This is a genomic window from Nostoc sp. CENA543, from assembly GCF_002896875.1.
GTDB lineage: Bacteria > Cyanobacteriota > Cyanobacteriia > Cyanobacteriales > Nostocaceae > Trichormus.
In genome coordinates this window covers 1,150,517-1,170,427 of the sequence record NZ_CP023278.1, presented here as the reverse complement: position 1 = coordinate 1,170,427, position 19,911 = coordinate 1,150,517, and the positions used below count along the sequence as shown (strand labels likewise).

21 protein-coding genes are annotated in these 19,911 nt (G+C 41.2%); 10 read left to right on the top strand and 11 right to left on the bottom strand.

The window, feature by feature from the left end; translation table 11 throughout:
* Positions 1-122: 122 nt before the first annotated feature.
* Positions 123-590: an SsrA-binding protein SmpB gene (gene smpB / locus CLI64_RS04865; protein ID WP_103136164.1), complete on the bottom strand. Its 468-nt coding sequence runs from the start codon at positions 588-590 to the stop codon at positions 123-125.
* A 299-nt stretch (positions 591-889) separates the two neighbouring features.
* Here smpB and CLI64_RS04860 point away from each other — a divergent pair, with 299 nt between their 5' ends.
* The gene (locus tag CLI64_RS04860) at positions 890-1,573 is read left to right on the top strand and encodes a response regulator transcription factor (protein ID WP_103136163.1); all 684 of its coding nucleotides are present in this window, start codon (positions 890-892) and stop codon (positions 1,571-1,573) included.
* A 123-nt stretch (positions 1,574-1,696) separates the two neighbouring features.
* Here CLI64_RS04860 and CLI64_RS04855 read toward each other — a convergent pair whose 3' ends face one another.
* The 5 genes from CLI64_RS04855 to CLI64_RS31165 all read right to left on the bottom strand — a co-directional run bounded on the left by CLI64_RS04855 (position 1,697) and on the right by CLI64_RS31165 (position 5,775).
* A complete protein-coding gene (locus CLI64_RS04855; RefSeq protein WP_103136162.1) occupies positions 1,697-2,173 on the bottom strand; it encodes a low molecular weight protein-tyrosine-phosphatase in 477 nt (158 codons plus the stop codon).
* 135 nt (positions 2,174-2,308) lie between these two features.
* The gene (locus CLI64_RS04850; RefSeq protein ID WP_103136161.1) at positions 2,309-2,656 is read right to left on the bottom strand and encodes a YbaB/EbfC family nucleoid-associated protein; all 348 of its coding nucleotides are present in this window, start codon (positions 2,654-2,656) and stop codon (positions 2,309-2,311) included.
* Positions 2,657-2,951: 295 nt separating this feature from the next.
* A complete protein-coding gene (gene murB / locus CLI64_RS04845) occupies positions 2,952-3,950 on the bottom strand; it encodes a UDP-N-acetylmuramate dehydrogenase (RefSeq protein WP_103140594.1) in 999 nt (332 codons plus the stop codon).
* A gap of 95 nt (positions 3,951-4,045) precedes the next feature.
* The gene (murC, locus tag CLI64_RS04840) at positions 4,046-5,518 is read right to left on the bottom strand and encodes a UDP-N-acetylmuramate--L-alanine ligase (RefSeq protein ID WP_103136160.1); all 1,473 of its coding nucleotides are present in this window, start codon (positions 5,516-5,518) and stop codon (positions 4,046-4,048) included.
* Positions 5,519-5,613: 95 nt separating this feature from the next.
* Complete coding sequence (locus CLI64_RS31165) at positions 5,614-5,775, bottom strand: hypothetical protein (RefSeq protein ID WP_192881680.1); 162 nt, start codon at positions 5,773-5,775, stop codon at positions 5,614-5,616.
* A 153-nt stretch (positions 5,776-5,928) separates the two neighbouring features.
* Between CLI64_RS31165 and nadD the strand changes: the two genes are divergently transcribed.
* Positions 5,929-6,552, top strand: a complete 624-nt coding sequence (gene nadD / locus CLI64_RS04835; RefSeq protein ID WP_103136159.1) for a nicotinate (nicotinamide) nucleotide adenylyltransferase — start codon at positions 5,929-5,931, stop codon at positions 6,550-6,552.
* Between the two features lie 120 nt (positions 6,553-6,672).
* Positions 6,673-7,686: a type I glyceraldehyde-3-phosphate dehydrogenase gene (locus CLI64_RS04830; protein WP_103136158.1), complete on the top strand. Its 1,014-nt coding sequence runs from the start codon at positions 6,673-6,675 to the stop codon at positions 7,684-7,686.
* Between the two features lie 125 nt (positions 7,687-7,811).
* Here CLI64_RS04830 and thiL read toward each other — a convergent pair whose 3' ends face one another.
* Positions 7,812-8,816 carry a thiamine-phosphate kinase gene (thiL, locus tag CLI64_RS04825; RefSeq protein WP_103136157.1) on the bottom strand — a complete coding sequence of 335 codons (1,005 nt, stop codon included), beginning with the start codon at positions 8,814-8,816 and terminating at the stop codon, positions 7,812-7,814.
* Positions 8,817-9,046: 230 nt separating this feature from the next.
* Between thiL and CLI64_RS04820 the strand changes: the two genes are divergently transcribed.
* Complete coding sequence (locus CLI64_RS04820) at positions 9,047-9,616, top strand: Uma2 family endonuclease (protein ID WP_103136156.1); 570 nt, start codon at positions 9,047-9,049, stop codon at positions 9,614-9,616.
* Between the two features lie 14 nt (positions 9,617-9,630).
* Here CLI64_RS04820 and CLI64_RS04815 read toward each other — a convergent pair whose 3' ends face one another.
* Positions 9,631-10,542, bottom strand: coding sequence for a LysR substrate-binding domain-containing protein (locus tag CLI64_RS04815; protein WP_103136155.1), 912 nt, complete (start codon positions 10,540-10,542; stop codon positions 9,631-9,633).
* Between the two features lie 175 nt (positions 10,543-10,717).
* Between CLI64_RS04815 and CLI64_RS04810 the strand changes: the two genes are divergently transcribed.
* Together CLI64_RS04810 and CLI64_RS30645 are read left to right on the top strand one after the other, a co-directional pair.
* The gene (locus tag CLI64_RS04810) at positions 10,718-11,611 is read left to right on the top strand and encodes an aspartoacylase (protein WP_103136154.1); all 894 of its coding nucleotides are present in this window, start codon (positions 10,718-10,720) and stop codon (positions 11,609-11,611) included.
* A gap of 34 nt (positions 11,612-11,645) precedes the next feature.
* On the top strand, positions 11,646-12,155 hold the full coding sequence (locus CLI64_RS30645; protein WP_157943192.1) for a hypothetical protein: 510 nt from the start codon (positions 11,646-11,648) through the stop codon (positions 12,153-12,155).
* A 107-nt stretch (positions 12,156-12,262) separates the two neighbouring features.
* Here CLI64_RS30645 and CLI64_RS04800 read toward each other — a convergent pair whose 3' ends face one another.
* Positions 12,263-13,369: a peptidylprolyl isomerase gene (locus tag CLI64_RS04800; RefSeq protein ID WP_103136152.1), complete on the bottom strand. Its 1,107-nt coding sequence runs from the start codon at positions 13,367-13,369 to the stop codon at positions 12,263-12,265.
* 268 nt (positions 13,370-13,637) lie between these two features.
* Here CLI64_RS04800 and efp point away from each other — a divergent pair, with 268 nt between their 5' ends.
* The 3 genes from efp to CLI64_RS04785 all read left to right on the top strand — a co-directional run bounded on the left by efp (position 13,638) and on the right by CLI64_RS04785 (position 15,255).
* The gene (efp, locus tag CLI64_RS04795) at positions 13,638-14,195 is read left to right on the top strand and encodes an elongation factor P (protein WP_103136151.1); all 558 of its coding nucleotides are present in this window, start codon (positions 13,638-13,640) and stop codon (positions 14,193-14,195) included.
* Between the two features lie 104 nt (positions 14,196-14,299).
* Positions 14,300-14,830 carry an acetyl-CoA carboxylase biotin carboxyl carrier protein gene (gene accB / locus CLI64_RS04790; protein ID WP_103136150.1) on the top strand — a complete coding sequence of 177 codons (531 nt, stop codon included), beginning with the start codon at positions 14,300-14,302 and terminating at the stop codon, positions 14,828-14,830.
* Between the two features lie 77 nt (positions 14,831-14,907).
* Entirely contained in the window at positions 14,908-15,255 is a 348-nt protein-coding gene (locus CLI64_RS04785) for a metalloregulator ArsR/SmtB family transcription factor (RefSeq protein ID WP_103136149.1), read from the top strand.
* Between the two features lie 165 nt (positions 15,256-15,420).
* On the opposite strand, the gene CLI64_RS04780 is transcribed toward CLI64_RS04785, so the two are convergent.
* A complete protein-coding gene (locus CLI64_RS04780; RefSeq protein ID WP_103136148.1) occupies positions 15,421-16,032 on the bottom strand; it encodes a GerMN domain-containing protein in 612 nt (203 codons plus the stop codon).
* Positions 16,033-16,551: 519 nt separating this feature from the next.
* Positions 16,552-18,360 (bottom strand): proline--tRNA ligase, encoded by a 1,809-nt coding sequence (locus tag CLI64_RS04775; RefSeq protein ID WP_103136147.1) that lies wholly within the window; start codon positions 18,358-18,360, stop codon positions 16,552-16,554.
* Positions 18,361-18,524: 164 nt separating this feature from the next.
* Between CLI64_RS04775 and CLI64_RS04770 the strand changes: the two genes are divergently transcribed.
* On the top strand, positions 18,525-19,901 hold the full coding sequence (locus tag CLI64_RS04770; protein ID WP_103140593.1) for a glycerol acyltransferase: 1,377 nt from the start codon (positions 18,525-18,527) through the stop codon (positions 19,899-19,901).
* Positions 19,902-19,911 lie beyond the last annotated feature (10 nt).

Sequence of the window (19,911 nt, the reverse complement as noted above, 5' to 3'; positions counted from 1 at the left end):
AGAAAAGGGATTGGGGATTGGGAATTGGGGATTGGGGACAAGGTAGACAAGGTAGCAAGTGAGAAAAAACTAATGACTAATGACTAATGACTAATGACTAATGACTATTGACCATTGACTCCCTAATAATTTTTCATCGCCCTTTGTATATCACGCTGATCTTGTCGGCGTTTGAGGTCTTCTCGCTTATCGTGGAGCTTTTTACCTTTACCAAGGGCAATACTAATTTTGACCCAACCCCTTTTGAGGTACATTTTTAAAGGTACTAATGTCAAACCCTGTTGTTCTACTTTACCGATGAGTTTGCGAATTTCTTGGCGATGGAGTAACAACTTGCGGGTACGGCGTGGCTCATGGTTAAAATACTGACCACTAGCGGTATACGGAGAAATATGCACGTTAATTAGCCAGATTTCTCCATCACGGATCAAAGCATAACCATCTTGCAGATTCACTTTACCCGCACGGATTGATTTGACTTCTGTTCCCGTCAGTTGAATTCCAGCTTCGTAAGTTTCTAGAATTTCATACAAATAACGGGCTTGTCGATTATCACTGATAACTTTGTAACTTTCGCTCTTATCACTCATTGAAAAATCTTCTACAGTTGATTAATTTATATTAGGTTGATTAATAGGTAGGAGTTTTGCTAGTTTGTTAAGGATTGCAAAATTTGCTGTGGTTTTATATTGTTTGTGGTCTCAACTAAGTTTAAATTTGTTAACCTTTTTATGGATTTAAGATTTTCTTTATAAATCACCCCTAAGACGGTCATTAGCGGCTGAACCTGTCATAGTATGAAACGTAAGAACACTATTGTAACGCGTGTTCTTATATATAGCTGAACAAAGGAAATTTCTGAGTAAAAAATGCTAGGGGTGTACTTTCCATGCCCTTGACGATTCTTGTTGTGGATGACGATTTGGGCACTCGTCTATCTATTAGTGATTATCTTGAACTGTCTGGCTATTCGGTAATTATGGCTAATGACGGTCAAGAAGCTTTGGCAATGGTAGAAGATTATCAGCCTGATTTAATTGTCACTGATATAGTCATGCCACGCATGAATGGTTATGAATTGGTACGTCGGGTACGCCAAAAACCGCAGTTCCGTTTATTACCTGTAATTCTATTAACAGCCCGTACTAAAACTCAGGAGAGAATTCTGGGTTATCAGTCTGGATGTGATTTATATTTGCCCAAGCCTTTTGAGTTAGAAGAGTTAGCCGCAGCTATTCGCAATTTATTGGAGCGATCGCAAATTATCCAATCTGAGTATCGCTTCCCGCCCAAAGAAAGTTTAGCTGGTTCCGACTCTACTAAAGTCATAGAAGCGAATACTCCTATTCTCAGTCAGCTAGACAGTTCTCACTTGCTTTCATCGTTGACTCTTAGAGAACAGGAAGTATTGGAACTTTTAACCCACGGTCTTTCTAACGCTGAGATGGGAGTGCAACTACATTTGAGTCCCAGAACTGTGGAAAAATACGTCAGTAGTCTATTGAGAAAAACCGACACCAGCAACCGGGCTGAACTTGTGCGCTTTGCCATCAAACACGGACTGGTGGAATAGGGAATGGGGAATGGGGAATGGGGAATGGGGAGAGGGGGGAAAGATTTCTTCCCTATCCTCCCACACCTCCCACCCCTCCCACACTTCCTGCTTGCCCAATGCCCAATGCCCTATTGCCATTAATTAGGGCTTACTAACAATATGTTGCAAAAGACCATCACAGGCATCAAGCAGTAAATCAATTACTTGATTAAATCCCTCTGTGCCGCCATAGTAGGGGTCAGGCACTTCTTTGAGGGTGTGTTGAGAACAAAATTCACACATCAAATGCACTTTATGGTGATATTGTCCAGTAGGATCAAGGGAGAGAATATCTTGATAGTTATCTTGATCCATTGCTAAGATTAAGTCAAATTCCTGAAAATCAGATTTTTGAAATTGTCTAGCCCTGCCTTGCAATTTAATTCCTAATTTCGTTGCCGCCGCCGCACTCATGCGTCGGTCAGGTGGACTGCCGATATGATAACTAGATGTACCGGCTGAATCACAAAGGATGCGATCGCTTAAATTATCCTTGTCGATCAGATAATTCATGATGTTTTCTGCCGACGGTGAACGACAGATGTTCCCCAGGCAGACAAACAACAATTTGTAAGGCATAAGAGTAATTCGTAGTTCTTACCAGAGAATTTGAAGATTTTTTCTGAAAAATTGATAATATTTTTGAATATAAATGTGTCAAAAGTCAATAGTCGAGAGTTTTTTGACTAATGACTAATGACTAATGACTAATGACTAAAACCCAGGCAACTCTAGTCCACTTGTCAATTCTTCCATCCGTTCGCGCATGGTAGCGGTGGATTTTTCATAGGCATTTTTCATAGCTGCTGTTACCAAGTCAGAGAGGATGTCTGAGCCTTGTTCTAAAGCGGCGGGAGAAATTTCTACGCGCTTGGGTTCCTGATTTCCACTGACAATCACTTTAACAAGTCCACCACCAGCTTCTCCAATGATTTCCATTTGCTCCAATTCTTCCTGGAGTCGCTTTGCACCTTCTTGAACTTGCTGTGCTTTTTTAAACGCTTCGGCTAGTTCTTTCATTTTGCCTAAGCCGAAGCCAAATCCTTGTCCTTTTCCTGTCATAACTATTTATCCGCGTGTGCTTTGAATAACAAATCAAATTCAATTATAGAGGCGGTGGGGAATTTGCCCATGAATTCATGCAAATAGGCATTGATACCAATTCAAAATTCAAAATTCAAAATACCCTACGGGAAGCAAGCTACAAAATTCAAAATTCAGAAAGTGATACTCAGCATACCTTTTAGCATTTGCATCTGTATCGAATTTTTTGTGAATTGATATGACGGGAAATGGGGAATGGGGAATCGAACGATTTTTCCCATTCCCCATTCCCTATTCCCTATTTGCCATTTCCTTAAGCTACAGCCTGAAATTCACCAATCATTTTTACTTCTGGTTCTAACCAGATTGACCAGTTCTCTTGTACTGTATGTTGGATATGACGAATGAGGCTAAAAATATCATTGGCTTTGGCTCCACCACGATTGACAATAAAGTTGGCGTGGAGATGGGCTACTTGCGCGCCACCAATTTGATAGCCTTTTAAACCCGTTTGTTCGATTAACCAGCCAGCCGCATAAGGCTTGGGGTTGCGGAATACACTACCACAACTGGGATAGTTGTAGGGTTGTGTACTCAGACGGTGTTGTTTATGTTGTTTTGTAATAGCTAGGACTTGGGCGGGATCAGCTCCTGGGTGCAATTGGAATGTAGCTTGAGTGACGATGCGATCGCCTCCTTGTAGTAAGGAGGTGCGATAGGTATAACCTAGTTCTGCAGGGGTAAGAGTGCTGATTGTACCATCAGGAGACAGAACTTCAGCACTCACTAACATATCTGCGATACAGCTACTGTGTGCGCCAGCGTTCATAACTACCGCACCACCCACCGTACCAGGGATACCAACAGCCCACTCGAAACCTTGCCAACCTAGTTGGGCAGCCGTCAAAGCTAAACTAGGGATAGATTCGCCAGCAGCGACGGTTAATTGTCCCGTGGCGGGGTCAAAGTGACTGTAGCGCAGATGACGAGTGGCAATTACTAGACCGGAGATACCGCGATCGCTGACTAATAAATTCGAGCCTGCACCTAAAGTAGTAACTCTTAAATTATTTTCTTGGGCAAATTGAAGACTGGCTTGCAATGCTTCTATGTTCTGTGGGGCAACATACCATTCAGCTGCTCCCCCGACTCGATAAGAAGTATGTGCAGATAATGAAGCTTGGGATTTGACTTCGCAATTAGTGCCAGGTAAATAGATGATTTTACCCTCACTTAAATCATTTCTTTTCGGTATTTCTATTGTAGAATCGGGAACTGTGCAGGCGTTTCCAGCGGCCTGGGAAATTTTCATCTTTAGATCAATAAATTGTGAAATTTTTACGTTTATCTGCTGTACAAGTACAGCAATAGGGTGAATTGATTCAGACTCTAGCCAAAGAATCACTTTTACGAAGTAGCTGTAGCAGGTTCGCAAAGTGTAGTGATGATTTCAGGAATTGCTTGATTTAAGTTACCTGCCCCTAAAAATAGGGCTAAATCTCCAGGACGAAGGTTTTGTAGGAGATATTCAGTTACCGCAGGTAAAGTTGGTTGATAAATTACCTGGGAATGTTCTTTAGCTACGGCTTCTGCTAGCTGTTCTCCACTGATTTGACCCAAGTTTGGTTCGCCTGCACTGTAAATATCAGTCAGTACCACCAAATCAGCGTGGCTGAAAGACTCAGCAAATTCCTCTAAAAATGTTAATGTCCGACTGTAGCGATGGGGTTGGAATATAGCTACGACTCTTTGCCCAGGTCTAGCTTGTAATCTGGCTGCGGCTAGGGTAGCGCGGATTTCGCTAGGATGATGGGCGTAGTCATCAATAAAAGTAATTCCATCGACTTCGCCACGAAACTCAAAACGTCGTCTAGCACCTTCAAAAGCGGCGATACCTTTGGCGATCGCACCAAATTCTAAACCTAAAACCCTTCCTACAGCTACTGCTGCTAGAGCATTACTGAGGTTATGACGACCTAGTAAACGCAGAGTCAACAATCCCAAGGCCTTACCTTTTTCCCAGACTAAAGCTGTGGTGCCATTGGCATGATAGTCAATGTTCGTCACGGTGTAGTCTGCGTTGGTTTCGGGATTGAGACTGTAACTGATTGTGGGTTTTAAGCGATCGCGTAGTAACTCGCGTACTGTCACACAATCAATGCTACCCACTAAAGTTTGACAACCCTGGGCAAATTGCTCGAAGGTATCGACAACTTCTTCTAAAGTTTCGTAGTGGTCAGGATGATCTAATTCAATATTAGTAATAATGCCGATTTCTGGAGCATGTTTCACTAGTGAGCCATCAGATTCATCTGCTTCTGCCACCAGATAACGACTCTGCCCCAAGCGAGCATTGCCTTCCCAAGCTTTGACTTCACCACCTACAATAATAGTAGGATCTAAACCAGCTTCCAATAACATATAGCCAATCATGCTGCTGGTTGTCGTCTTGCCGTGAGTCCCTGCAACAGCAATGCTGTGGTGTTCAGCAATCAATGCAGCTAGTACATCTGAACGATGCCATATGGGACAACCCAATTCTAGAGCAGCTTTATACTCTAAATTGTTAGCATTAATTGCGGTCGAGCATATAACTTGAGGTAGATTTGAGCTAATAGCAGGAACTTGTGTTGGTGAGTTGCAATCTACTTCATTAACACCTTGTTTGGTGTGGAAGAATTCCAGATTACTTGCTTCTTGTCTACTGAAAATATGCGTCCCGATAGCTTCTAGCTTACGTGTAATATGATTTGGACGTACATCCGAACCTGATACTGGCAATTGGCGTTTTGCGAGAACGTATGCCAAGGCAGACATACCTATGCCACCAATACCAATAAAATGAAATGGTCTACCACCAAAATCTACAGAATTATTCATTGATTGCTCCTCTTAAACACCACACCACACCATAATCAGAAAATAACACGCGTATCATAACAGGATTTTGATTTTTACCGTAACTAGTTCTTATATCAATGCCATCCTTGATGTTGTCTAGAATTTTTACTGAGGTTTGGTTGGTTGAGAATGATTTTACCTTGGTTGGAGATTTTCGTTATTTCTAAACTATTTTTATGATTATTCAGTAAATTTTTCGGACATCGGGAAAGAAATTCTTGTAAATTGAAACACATACTTTTAGATTCCTGACTAATTTTTGCTACATTAGTATATTTAGTCCTAGCGAACCCACTTTATATTTTTCATCAAGCTCAGGCATGAATTGATTAAAATATGGTTAGGGGTGAAAACGATTCTCACAGGCATCAGGTCAAGGCAGAATCTAGATGCAACAACTAGCAATTTTTGGTGGCACATTTGATCCGATTCATTGGGGACACCTGCTAATAGCCGAGACAGCTTTGCATCAAACAGCGATCGAAAAAGTCATTTGGACTCCTAGCTTCCATCCTCCTCACAAAACAGCAGCTTTGTTTGAGCATCGGTTAGCAATGCTGCAAATAGCTACAAAAGATAACTCAGCGTTTACGGTTTCACAGATAGAGGCAAAAAGCCGAGGCAATTCCTATGCCATAGACACTTTGATTAATTTATCTGCTTGTTATCCCAACACGCGCTGGTACTGGATTGTGGGCTTGGATACCTTCCAAACATTACCGCGTTGGTATCGTGGACAAGAAATAGCACAAATGTGTAATTGGTTAATCGCACCTAGATTCCTAAGTGGTGAGAATATACCTCAAAGTGAGTTAATCTGCAAGCAGGTAAAGCAACAACTTCAAAAACAGTCGGTTACTATTCACTGGCAACTCTTGCATACACCCTTAGTAGGAATTTCGTCAAGCTTAATTCGCCAATTTTGTCGAGAAGGTAAATCTATTCGCTACCTAGTTCCAGAAGAGGTTAGATCCTACATGACTTTTCACGGACTCTACACGAGATCAATCTGAAAAAAATATGTTTTTTTTTATGGATCTAACACTTTATGGTTATAAATACTCTCCCCCTTTGCGATATGATTGGGGTCAAAGATATCAACTTATAGGCATATATACAGAGGGCAAGACACTGTGATTAGAGTCGCTATCAACGGTTTCGGGCGTATAGGACGTAACTTTGCACGTTGCTGGCTAGGTCGGGAAAATAGCAATATCGATTTAGTAGCTGTTAATGACACATCAGATCCTAGAACTAATGCTCACCTCCTGAAGTATGATTCCATGCTTGGGAAGTTAAAGAATGTTGACATTACTGCCGATGACAACTCTATCATCGTTAACGGTAAGACCATTAAATGCGTATCTGATCGCAATCCAGAAAACTTGCCCTGGAAAGAGTGGGAAATTGACCTCATTATCGAGGCAACAGGCGTATTTACCAGCAAAGAAGGTGCTTTAAAGCACGTTAATGCTGGAGCGAAGAAAGTTCTGATTACTGCCCCCGGTAAAAACGAAGACGGTACCTTCGTAATTGGTGTAAACCATCACGATTATGACCATAACCAGCACCACGTTATCAGTAATGCCAGCTGTACAACCAACTGTTTAGCTCCCATTGCCAAGGTGTTGCATGATAAATTCGGGATTATCAAAGGTACGATGACCACCACCCACAGCTACACAGGTGATCAGCGTTTATTAGATGCTTCTCACCGCGATGTACGCCGTGCTAGAGCAGCCGCCATCAACATTGTCCCCACCTCTACCGGTGCGGCAAAGGCTGTGGCTTTAGTAATTCCAGAGCTTAAAGGTAAGCTAAATGGTGTTGCTTTACGCGTACCGACCCCAAACGTCTCAATGGTAGATTTCGTAGTTCAGGTTGAGAAGCGTACTATTACTGAAGAAGTTAACCAAGCCCTCAAAGATGCGGCTGAAGGGCCACTCAAAGGCATTTTAGACTACAGTGAACTACCTCTGGTCTCTTCTGATTATCAAGGTGCGGACGCTTCTTCTATTGTGGATGCTAGCCTAACTCTAGTTATGGGTAGTGACTTAGTAAAAGTCATGGCTTGGTATGACAACGAGTGGGGTTACAGCCAACGCGTTTTAGATTTGGCTGAATTAGTCGCTGAAAAATGGGTCTAATCAATTCAAAATTCAAAATTCAAAATGAAGAAGACCTAATTTTACAAGGTTTGATCAATTTGGGTTTGTTGATGGATTTTGCAGAATTGATCTAAATCTAGTCATCAGTTATTATGGACTGTTGACTATTGACTAAAATGTTGAAATCCCTGGCTGAGACTAAGAACTCGGTCAGGGATTTTTTCATCTTGATGCTTAAGTATGACTTGGGGATGAGATGTCATAGTGCCAATAATGGCTGTATTGTTGTCTAACATCTGTATAAGATGTTTTGCTAATGCTGGTGGTAAACACAGCACTAATTCAAAGTCTTCTCCACCGTATAAAGCGTATTCTAGGGCTTGTTCTGGAGTTAACCAATTAGCGAAAGCTGTGGGTAGAGGAATTTGCCCGCCGTCTAAAACAGCACCAACTCCACTGGCGCGACAGATTTGTAATACTGCATCTGCTAAACCATCGCTGCTATCCATACCAGCGATCGGAATCTGGCATGGAAATGTAAAAATTGCAGATAGCAGGGGTAAAACATCTAATCGTGGCTGGGGACGCTGATGGGCTGTGATTAAAGCCGCTTTTTCCTCTGGTGTGAGGTTTTGTCCTATTTCGGGATTTAAGAGCAGTTGTAAGCCTGCGTGGGATGCGCCGTGAACACCTGTCACGACGATCGCATCTCCCACTTTAGCAGCAGAACGGCGGATAATTTTCTGGGGATGGACTTGACCAAAAGCGGTGATGGAAATTGTCGTGATAGGCGATCGCACCACATCCCCGCCAACAATGGGAGTATTGTATTGTTGCAAGCACTCTGTCATTCCCTGATATAAGCTTTCCACCCAACTGACGTTAACATCTCCCGGAAGTCCTAGTCCGACAGTGATACCCAGAGGTGAAGCACCCATTGCTGCTAAATCGGATAAGTTAGCAGCCGCAGCCCGCCAACCCGCGTCTTCAGGAGAAGTAGTAACATGACTAAAATGCACACCATCAACTAACATATCTGTGGTGACAACTAAAGATTGTTCTGGATCTGTTACCAATACCGCCGCATCATCACCAATAATTTCCGAGGGACAAAATCGCTGTAATTTTTCTAGAAGCCCTTGTTCGCCAATATCTTTAACTTTAGTCATTAGTCATTAGTTATTAGTCTTTGGGCATAAAGTATCATATTCTCCTTAATTTTCTTTTCTTTACGACTGGGGACTGGGGACTGGGTATTGGGGACTGGGAAAGCAGGGAAAGCAGGAGAAGAAAAACATTACTCATTACTCATTACTTATTACTCATTACTCATTACTCACCACTCACTACTCAGAACTTTCAAGTTAGGATTAAAGATATATCTTAGGGGGATTTATCAATGGTTACTACGCCAGTAAAAAACCTTACATTTGAAGAATACTTAGCCTATGATGACGGTAGTGGCTTTCACTATGAGTTAGTAGATGGCAGGCTGGAATTAATGAATCCCCCAACGATTGAGCATTTCCTGATTGTTGACTTTCTAGACACCGCATTCAAGACAGAAATTAAGCGGTTGAGTTTACCTTGGTTAACTTTTCGAGAAACTGGGGTAAGGACGGGAAGAAATAAATCTCGATTAACTGATTTGTCTGTGGTGACACAGGAGCAAGCACGGGACTTAATTAATTTATCAGCAGTCTTTGAATCACCACCGTTGTTAATTGTAGAGGTGGTTAGCCCAGATTCTATTAAGCGGGACTATCGTTATAAACGGTCTGAATATGCGGCGGTAGAAGTACCAGAATACTGGATTGTAGATCCGTTAGAGAAAAAGATTTCCGTGCTGTTATTGGAAGAAGGATTTTACGAAGAAACAGTGTTTACTGGTGATGAAAAAATTATCTCACAGACGTTTCCAGAATTAGCGATCGCTGTTGAACAGGTTTTAAAAGCCGGTAATATTTGACCGTCAGAAATTACTCATACATTTTCGATTTCTTGCAAGAAACTTTGCAAAAGTATAGATTCATTATCCTTTCGCCAAACAGCAACGATTTCTAAGATTGGTGATTGTTCTTGAATATCACGATAGACTACTCCATTTCGTTGTAAATTTTCGACATTAGCCGGTAGTAGTGAAATCCCCATTCCCCCTGCAACTAAACTCAAAATTGTTGATATCCAAGCTGCTTCTTGCTTAACTTTAGGCTGAAAACCTGATTCTTTACAAAGACTATTAATCTGCTCGCGTAAGCTATGTAATAGGTGTTCTGGTGGCAAAATAAATTGTTCATTTGCCAATGTCTTCAATGAAATATGAGTTTGTTTAGCAAAACGATGTTTTAATGGTAAAACGATAACTAGTTTTTCTTTGAAAATAATTTTGCTATCGAAAACATCATTATTTCTCTGAGTATTTTCTAAATTATGTCGGTGAAAGAAGCCTACATCTATTTCTTGATGTCGTAACTTTTCAATTTGTTCGTAGGATGGCATTTCATATAACATGATTTCTGCTGCTGGAAACTGTGCGTGGAATTTTCTGATGATTTCGGGTAGTATGCTGTTAGCTATCGATATATTAATCCCTATATTTATGTGTTCTTTTTCAGCCCGATTTAATTGTTGACATAATTCGATTGTTTGCTCAAATTGATTGAGAATTTGACGGGCTATATTTAAAAACTCTTTACCCGCATCTGTTAATTTCAAGGGAGTTTTTTTAGTCTTAAATATTTTGAACTGCAAGCGTTTTTCTAGGGATGTGATTTTTCTAGTCAAAAAGGCTTTGTCAATATTCAAATATTCAGCAGTTTTAGTAAGTCCCTGTTGCTCATATAAAGCGATCGCATACTTTAATTGTAGCAAGTCTATTTCATGCCATCTGCTCATTTGTCAGTGACTCCAGATTTTTGTTTGTTGAGCATTATATAGCCAACCTAAATCATTGTTGAGGAATCACATCAACGAAATAGTCATCAACTGTTGTCTAAAGCAGGTTATCTGATGACGGTTTTTTCAGATATGTTGATGACAACAAAAGAATTTGTGCAAGGAAAAACTCGCAATGAAACTTAATAATTATCCTATCAATCGTGTTTTGATTGTGGGTGGAACTCATGGAAACGAGTTAACTGGAGTATATTTAGTCAAACTGTTTCAACAATGTCCTGAGTTAATTCGCAGATATACTTTTGAAAGCCTGACTTTGTTAGCTAACCCTCAAGCTATTACAGCCGGAAGACGATACATTGATAAAGATTTAAACCGATGCTTTTTACAGCAAAATTTAGAGGATGTAACCCTATCTAATTATGAAGATTTGTTAGCTAAGAATATTAATTATCTCTATGGACAAAATGGTAAATATCCTGTGGATTTCCTAGTTGACTTGCATAGTACGACATCCAACATGGGTATAACTATTATTTTAGATAATGATCAACCATTTAATTTGCAATTGGCTGCTTATTTAAGTTCTTTACATCCTGAAATAAAAATTTATAATTCGGGAAAATCTGGACGGGCTGAGAATGGGTTGCGATCGCGTGCTAAATTCGGCATGGGTATTGAAGTTGGTGCAGTACCTCAAGGTGTTTTAAACGCAGATTTATTTCTCAAAACTCAAAACATAGTTTACGCAACTTTAGACTATTTGGAACTCTACAACCAAGATAAATTACCCGCATTCTCTCATAGTTTTATTTCGTATAAATACATGGAAAAAATCGATTATCCGCGAAATGAACAAGGAGAAATTACAGCCATGATTCATCCACAGATTCAATTTAAAGATTATCAAGCTTTAAATCCTGGTGATCCTATGTTTTTAACATTTAATGGTCAAACAATAACCTATGCAGGCGAATCTTCAACATACCCTATATTCATCAATGAAGCTGCCTATTATGAGCAAAATATGGCAATGTGTTTAACTCAAAAACATCAAATGACAATTTAAAAATGTTGAAACATAAACTTAGAAATTAAAACATATGTCTAGGTCTTCATATACATTTTCAGGATGTGCGGGATTGATAGGAATACTAGTTATTTTATACTGGTGCTACATATTCATATCGTATGTATACTTAATCAGCCGTTCTGCAACTATCAACTGTCAAAAAATCAAACAAGAGTATGTTAGCTGTCAACTAACCAGAAGATATTTACTGGGATTGTGGACTGATGCAATACCTGAATTTCAATTACTAGGAAGTGATATTGAAACCATTGAAAATGAAGGGGGTGAATTTGAAACACTATACTTAAAAACAGACAAAGGACGCATTAAGTTTCATCAATACGGTTTAAACGAAGCTACTGATGCTCCAGAAATAGATATTTTATTGCATGATTCTAGCAAATCATCTTTGGAAATTAGTCGAGTATGGAATCCGCTTTTTGATCCTTTGTGTATTATTCTAAGTCCGTTATTGTTTTTGGGTTTTTTGAACGTTATATATTCAGTATGCAAATCTTCTGTAGAATATCTCATCCGTTAGATCAAGCGACTAACTATATAATGAATAATTGTTTTATCAGTTACAGAGAATTTTAGATTAAATCCCCGATATAAAAATCGGGGATCTATCAACTCATAATTTATGGATTAACCTGCTTGGGGTTCGACTAAATTTTCTATTCCTTGAACTACAGTAGCAGATTCAACCTTGTCACCAGCTTTGAGTTTATCTAAGATATCTTTACCTTCAGTTAGATAACCAAACACTGAGTAACGGCCATCTAACAAGTTACGTCCGGCTGGGGTGAGTTCTGGTTCAAACAGGAAAAAGAAGACTTGGGAAGAACCTCCATTAACTTGGCTTTCAGGACGCGCCATAGCTAATGCACCGAAGGAAGAGAAAGGTAATACTGGCATATCCAGATAACGACCAGCATCTTCTAAGGTAATACCGTAGGTGGGTTTTTTATCGCCTTCTACGAGAATTTCCAAAGGAATCGCACGATATTGACCTGTTTTGGGATCAATAAACCCTTGTTCTTTTCCTGGTGGATCTCCTGTTTGTAGAACGTAGGATTCTTCAGAACGGGTAAATTCTAAGCCGTTGTAAAAACCACGTTGGACTAAATCAACGAAGTTACCAGCAGTGACAGGCGCGCTATAACCATCTACAACCAGGGTTAAATCGCCTTTATTGGTTTTAATGGCAATTGTGGCACGACCTTTGAGTTGAGGGAGGTTGCTGTATTCTTCTGGTACTTCAAAGGGAAATTCTTTAACCATTGATTCTTCCAATAAAGACACCAAATTCAGTAATTTGACTCTTTCTTGGAGGATTTCTTCTTTGTTTTTACTTTGAGCTAATTCTTGAGTTTTCTGTACGCCAGCCTTTAATTCATTCAGCCAAGTTTCGGCTTGAGGTTGGCGTTCTTCCGGAACACTTGTTAGGATTTGTGAAGGTTTATCAAGAATGCGGGATGCTTTACTCAAGTCTTTAGAGACAGCACCCCATCTGCGGTTGGCACGCAGTTGGTTAGAGATATCTTCTAGACTAGCTTGCAATTCGCGTACTGGCTTATTATCTATTGGGAGTGCATACCGTAATAGGGCTTTGCCGTCAGTAATGGCGTTTCCAGATGGCAAGGCGGCGTTACTGGAGGGAGTCCAGCCAGCTGTATTTATGCCTAAAAATATTGTTACCAACAGTATTGCCATGAGGCTGTTCTTCAGCCAGGATTTTAATAAATTCAACATGGTATGGCTCAAATGCGTAACTCATGAATCATCTTCCCATACATGAGTAGGGCATGGGGAATGGGGAATGGGGAATGGGAGACAAGGGAGATGAGGAGCAGGGGGAGCAGGGGGAGAAAAATACAATGCCCAATGCCCAATGCCCAATACCCAATGCCCAACGACTATGGACTATTGACTAATGACTATTGACTAATGACTAATTACCTAATTACTACGCTAGAAGGGTACAATAAATGCCGATTGTCTTCCACGATTTAAAAGCTTCATGATTTCCAGTAACGATTTTCGACCCGGCGTATCAATTGTATTAGATGGGTCTGTCTGGCGGGTGATAGATTTCCTACACGTTAAGCCAGGTAAAGGTTCTGCCTTTGTACGGACAACCATTAAAAACGTCCAAACCGGCAAGGTTTTAGAACGGACTTTCCGGGCTGGTGAAACTGTACCCCAGGCTACTCTAGAAAAACTCACTATGCAGCATACCTATAAAGAGGGCGATGAGTTCGTCTTTATGGATATGGAAACCTACGAAGAAGGTAGACTCAGTGCTGCCCAAATTGGCGATCGCGTTAAATATCTTAAGGAAGGTATGGAAGTGAACGTGATTCGTTGGGGTGAGCAAGTTCTGGAAGTGGAACTGCCTAACTCTGTGGTTTTAGAAGTCACACAAACAGATCCAGGTGTTAAAGGTGACACTGCTACAGGTGGCACTAAACCTGCAACTGTGGAAACTGGTGCAGTTGTGATGGTTCCTTTGTTTATTTCTCAAGGTGAACGCATCAAAATTGATACCCGTGACGACAAATACTTAGGCAGGGAATAAATTTATTCTCTTGGGTATATCCCGATTTCAATCCCTCTAGGGGGATTAATCCCTGCCAAACTTTAAAATGATTCATTTACGGACAGGTCGAGGTTAAAAAAACAGTGCCATTGGACTTTAGTGAAATTCGCCAACTTTTGGAAACTATTGCCCAAAATAATATTTCCGAAGTAACTCTCAAAAGCGATGATTTTGAATTAACAGTGCGTAAGACGGTGACTGTAACTCATCCAGTCGTGTCTGGTGTGGTTTCTGAGTTGCCAACTGTGGCAGCGATCGCACAACCATCACTGCCTATTGTTGCACCAGAGGTGGCTCATCGCGTGGCTGACCATGCGGTAGCGAATTCTGGCGCGCCATCAGGAGCAAGTTCTTCTCCGATTATTGACCAGAAATTAGTAGAAGTGCCTTCCCCAATGGTAGGGACCTTTTACCGCGCTCCTGCCCCCGGAGAAGCACCATTTGTAGAAGTGGGCGATCGCGTCCGCAAAGGTCAGACAGTCTGCATCATCGAAGCGATGAAGCTGATGAACGAAATTGAGGCTGAGATTTCTGGACAAGTCGTAGAAATTCTCATCCAAAATGGCGAACCTGTAGAATATAACCAACCTTTGATGAGAATTAACCCTGATTAAGTATTAATCTATATAACAAGTGAGTCATTACTCTTAATGAATCATTGTTAAACTTTAAGTCCTGCGGGTTAATCCTGATGAAACAAGCGTTGCCTGTACCGCCAGAAGTAGTGCAACAAGTAGCCGAATACTTCAGCCTCTTAAGTGAGCCGATGCGCTTGCGCCTGTTGCACTTATTGCGGGATGAAGAAAAATGTGTACAAGAGTTGGTAGATGCAACACAAACTTCACAGGCAAACGTGTCTAAACACCTCAAGGTAATGTGGCAAGCAGGAATTTTGAGCCGCCGCAGTGAAGGGACTTGCGCTTACTACAGGGTGGAAGACGAAATGATTTTTGAATTATGTAATCGGGTTTGCGATCGCCTCGCCACAAGGTTAGAACAGCAAGCCCGTAGTTTTAGGGTGTTAAGTAGTAAAAATTAGGATAAGAGTCAATAGTCAATAGTCAATAGTCATTAGTCATTAGTTGTTGACTTTTAACTGCTGACTTTTAACTGTTGACTGTTGACTAGGAAATAGAAATTTGATTCAGCACTGACTAAACGCCGCGCTACCGCTAACAGCACTCATCACTCCACTCATCACTCATCAAAGTGGATAATCTTTCTTAAAACTTTCACGGGTTAGAGGTTGTTCTATCTCTACGCCTTCGCCGCCTAAAACTTCTAATGGTTTATTGTTGACTTCAATGTAGACTTTGGCGTTGGGGTTTAAGGTTGTGGCGGTATAAACTACTTGACCGACACGACCCACCATAGAGGTACTACCGCCACCACTGGTAAAGTCTTCAGATAAGTTAACGTGGATTTCGTTGTTATTGTCTACTTTGAGACCCAGTAGTTTTGTACCCTGGGGAATTGTGGTGGAATTTGTGCCTTCTGTGGGGCCTGCTAATAAACTCTGAAAAGCTTGTTCTAAAACTTGGTCGGGTTGACTCACAGCCGCGACTTTAATCGGCTGAGGAACTAACTCTACACTGCTTTCGTTGGTTTTGAGCCAATAGATATTAGCTGTTTGCTCATTTCCTGGTTGTGTGGTGTATGGCTGCTGCTCAACTTTTTGGGTTGGGGCTGATTGAGGGGGAGACTGTGTTTGGTTAGCAGTTAGCCAAGCCACACCACCACCAACGGCTAAAACTGCTGCGGAGACAACAGCAATCACACCTGGAGATATCCGTTTTGGTTCTTGTTGGTCATTCATGTTTTAAACCTTCCTGACTGGGGGCTGAAATAGTCTGATGTGGAGAAGCAGCCTGGTTAGGGACGATAGCTAAAAGTAGAGAGTTTCCAAGACCTAAATGATAACTTTGTAACTTTAAATTTGGGCTTCTGGATGTGAAATTTGAGAATTTCTCTGTCAAAATGACTACTGAAAAATAGCAGACAGAATAGAGAGAGGCGGTTACAGGTTAAGAGGGATTTTCATGTATCTTGGTGTACGCATCTTATAGTGTTACTAGACAACTGCTCAGTAAATATATGGATTTAATATCCTCATTAAATTGCTGATGTCATAAGCTTAATAAGTCCCACATTGTTAGACTGAAAAATTCCTTTTTATTTCTCATTTTAGAATTTATCCTCTGAATCCGTCACCTGCCCAACTATGTAAAACTGTAAATCTCATTGTTGCGTCAATTTTTTAACATTTTTCTCAGAAAATGAGCAGGACGCAGAAGCAAGGATACAATTGATTACTCTGCGTCATGAAAATTTAATTTTACTTCTCTGTTGCGGCTTTAATCCACTGCTGAAGTGTAGTTACAACTTCCTCTATAGGAATTTCTTGAGAGTTACGAGTTGCTCTTTCTACAACTTCAACTTTGCCGTTATTAATTGCCCTACCGGTGACGATGCGATAAGGTATACCAATTAAATCAGCATCTTTAAATTTGACTCCAGCGCGTTCATTGCGATCATCGAGTAATGTTTCTACTCCTGATTTATTCAGTTCAATGTAAAGTTTTTCCGCAATTTCTACTTGTTGAGCATCATTAATGTTAGGAATTGTCACGATCGCATGATAAGGCGCGATCGCTACTGGCCAGATAATGCCATCCTTGTCATAAGATTGCTCAACGGCTGATTGTGCCAACCGCGATACACCCACACCATAACAACCCATCACTAAAGGTTTTTCTTCACCCTGTTCATTAGTATAGGTCGCGCCCATACTTTGAGAATATTTGATTCCTAATTGGAAGATGTGACCAACTTCTATACCTCTGGCACTTTTTAAGATTTGTTGCGGGTCATGCAGGGCGCGATCGCCTGGTCTAGCTTTACGCACATCTACTACATTTGGAGATAGCTGAAACTGCTCACCCCAATTGGCACCGACGACATGATAGCCGCTTTCATTAGCACCTGTAATGAAGTTTTTTAACTCAACGGCAGTTTGGTCAACTAACCGGACAAATTTAGGATGAATTTGTTTATTAGCAGCGATATAATCATCAGCAATATCAGGCGCAATATAACCCAAAGGTAAAGGTTTTGCTGCCCAAGTTTGCTGAGTTTCCGCACTAGGAACAGTTAAAGACAGTATGGTTTTTGCACCGTAATTATCTGCTAATTTCGTTAATTCGTTCTGTAATTTCACCTCATTAACTTCTTGATCACCACGAATGCTGACCAGTACCAAAACTGTTAAGCCATTATCATAAACTGTTTGATAAAGAACATTTTTGACTAATTGCGTTGGTGAAGCATTCAGGAATTTACAAACTTTATCTATGGTTTCTGTTCCCGGTGTTTCGCGTTTTGCAAAACTAGTAAATTGCGAAGTTTGAGCATCAGCAGGTAAAGAAACAGCCTTTTCGACGTTGGCGGCGTACTTCCCATCATCAGTGTAGAGAACTTCATCTTCGCCAGCTTCCGCCAACACCATAAATTCTGTAGAACCAGAACCACCAATGGCACCAGAATCAGCTTCCACAGGACGGAAAGCTAAACCTGTGCGCCGCAGCATATTGCTGTAGGCTTGATACATATCTTGGTAGGTTTGTTTCAGGCTATCCTCATCGGCGTGGAAAGAGTAGCCATCTTTCATGATAAATTCCCGACCACGCATTAAACCGAAGCGGGGGCGAATTTCATCGCGGAATTTAGTTTGAATTTGGTAGAGATGCTGGGGTAGCTGACGGTAAGAGCGAATCATATCACGAGCGATCGCTGTAATCACTTCCTCGTGGGTCGGCCCTAATCCTAATTGTTGCTCACGGCGGTCAATTAGGGAAAACATAATCCCTTCTGCTTTGGTGTAAGTATCCCAGCGTCCCGACTCTTTCCATAAATCCGAGGGTTGGAGTTGGGGAAGTAGACATTCCTGCGCGCCTGTAGCGTTCATTTCTTCCCGCACAATTTGAGACACCTTTTGCAGTACGCGCCACATCAAAGGTAGATAAGCATAAACACCGCTACCGATGCGACGAATGTAACCAGCACGCAGTAACAACTTATGGCTAGGAATCTCCGCATCAGCCGGATCATCCCGCAGTGTGACGAATAACATTTGTGATAGTCGCATCGTTAGTTTTTTAACTCCTAGTTACAAAATCACTAATTTCTGTATCAACTTAAGTACGAAATACTAAGCATGAAGTATGAAGTATAGGGGTATAGGGGCGAAAAAATTCAAAATTCAAAATTCAAAATTAAATGCCCCATGCCCCATGCCCCATTCCCAATATCATGATTTACGAAGCACAACCACCTTTAGCATTCATTCCGCCGGCGTTTAATCCTTTGGTATTGCGATGTGTTCACCTGTTGCTACCAACGTGGATACGCACCCAAACTTCTATTAACCAAATTGAAGCAGAGAATGTAGAGGTTTTAGCAAATCTCTATCGCCAATTTCAAGAGGGAAAAATTCGCTTTTTGTTAGCATTTCGCCATCCCAAAACTGAAGATCCTTGGGGTTTGCTGTATTTGCTGTCTCGACTTGTGCCACAGGCCGCACGACAGGAAAATATAGCATTAAAATCGCCAATTCATGCTCATTTTATCTACGATCGCGGTATTCCTCTGTGGGCGGGTGACTATGTTGGCTGGATTGCATCAAAATTAGGTGGGACTCCCATTCAAAGGGGTAAAGCTGACTGGACGGGGTTACGTTCGGCGCGGGATTTGTTCGCCAATGGACAGTTTCCTATGATGGCTGCACCGGAGGGTGGAACTAATGGACTATCAGAAAAGATCAGTCCCCTAGAACCAGGAATTGCTCAAATGGGTTTTTGGTGTGCGGAGGATTTGCAAAAGGCTGGACGCACCGAGCAGGTTTTAATTGTACCAGTTGGGATGAAATATAGTTATGTTGAAGCACCTTGGAAGGCGATCGCGCAACTTTTAGATGAGTTAGCTGTTACTAGCGGTTTACCTATAGATACACCCGCAGCCAGTCAAGTTCCTGATTTGGAGTTCCTTTATCCCCGGCTGTTAACTTTAGCGGAACATCTACTGTCTTTGATGGAACAGTTTTATACACGCTTTTATCATCTGAAGTTGCCTACCGTCACGGAAGAAGTTAACCTTGACCGTAATCAAGCCTTAGCATTCAGATTACAAGGTTTATTGAATGCAGCTTTAGAAATTGCCGAGCAGTATTTTAATTTACAACCCAAAGGACAATTAATTGATCGTTGTCGGCGGGTAGAGCAAGCTGGATGGAATTATATTTTTAGGGAAGATTATAAGGATATCAAAGGATTGTCTGCTGTGGAAAAAGCTTTAGGCGATCGCGTGGCGGAAGAAGCTAACGCTAGAATGTGGCACATGAGATTAGTAGAAAGTTTTGTGGCAGTTTCTGGTAACTACATCCGTGAAAAACCCTCAGTCGAAAGATTCGCTGAAACTGTTTTAATTTTGTGGAAAATGATTGCTCAAATTAAGGGCGATAAATCTTTCCAGCGTCCACCATTAGGTAAACAACGAGTAAAACTAACTATTGGTGAACCCATTTCTGTCTCAGAACGTTACCCAGCCTATAAAGAAAGTCGCTTAGGTGCAAGACAAGCTGTGGCTGATTTGACAAATGATTTACAACAGGCAATGGAAAATTTACTTTGATTTCAGTTCG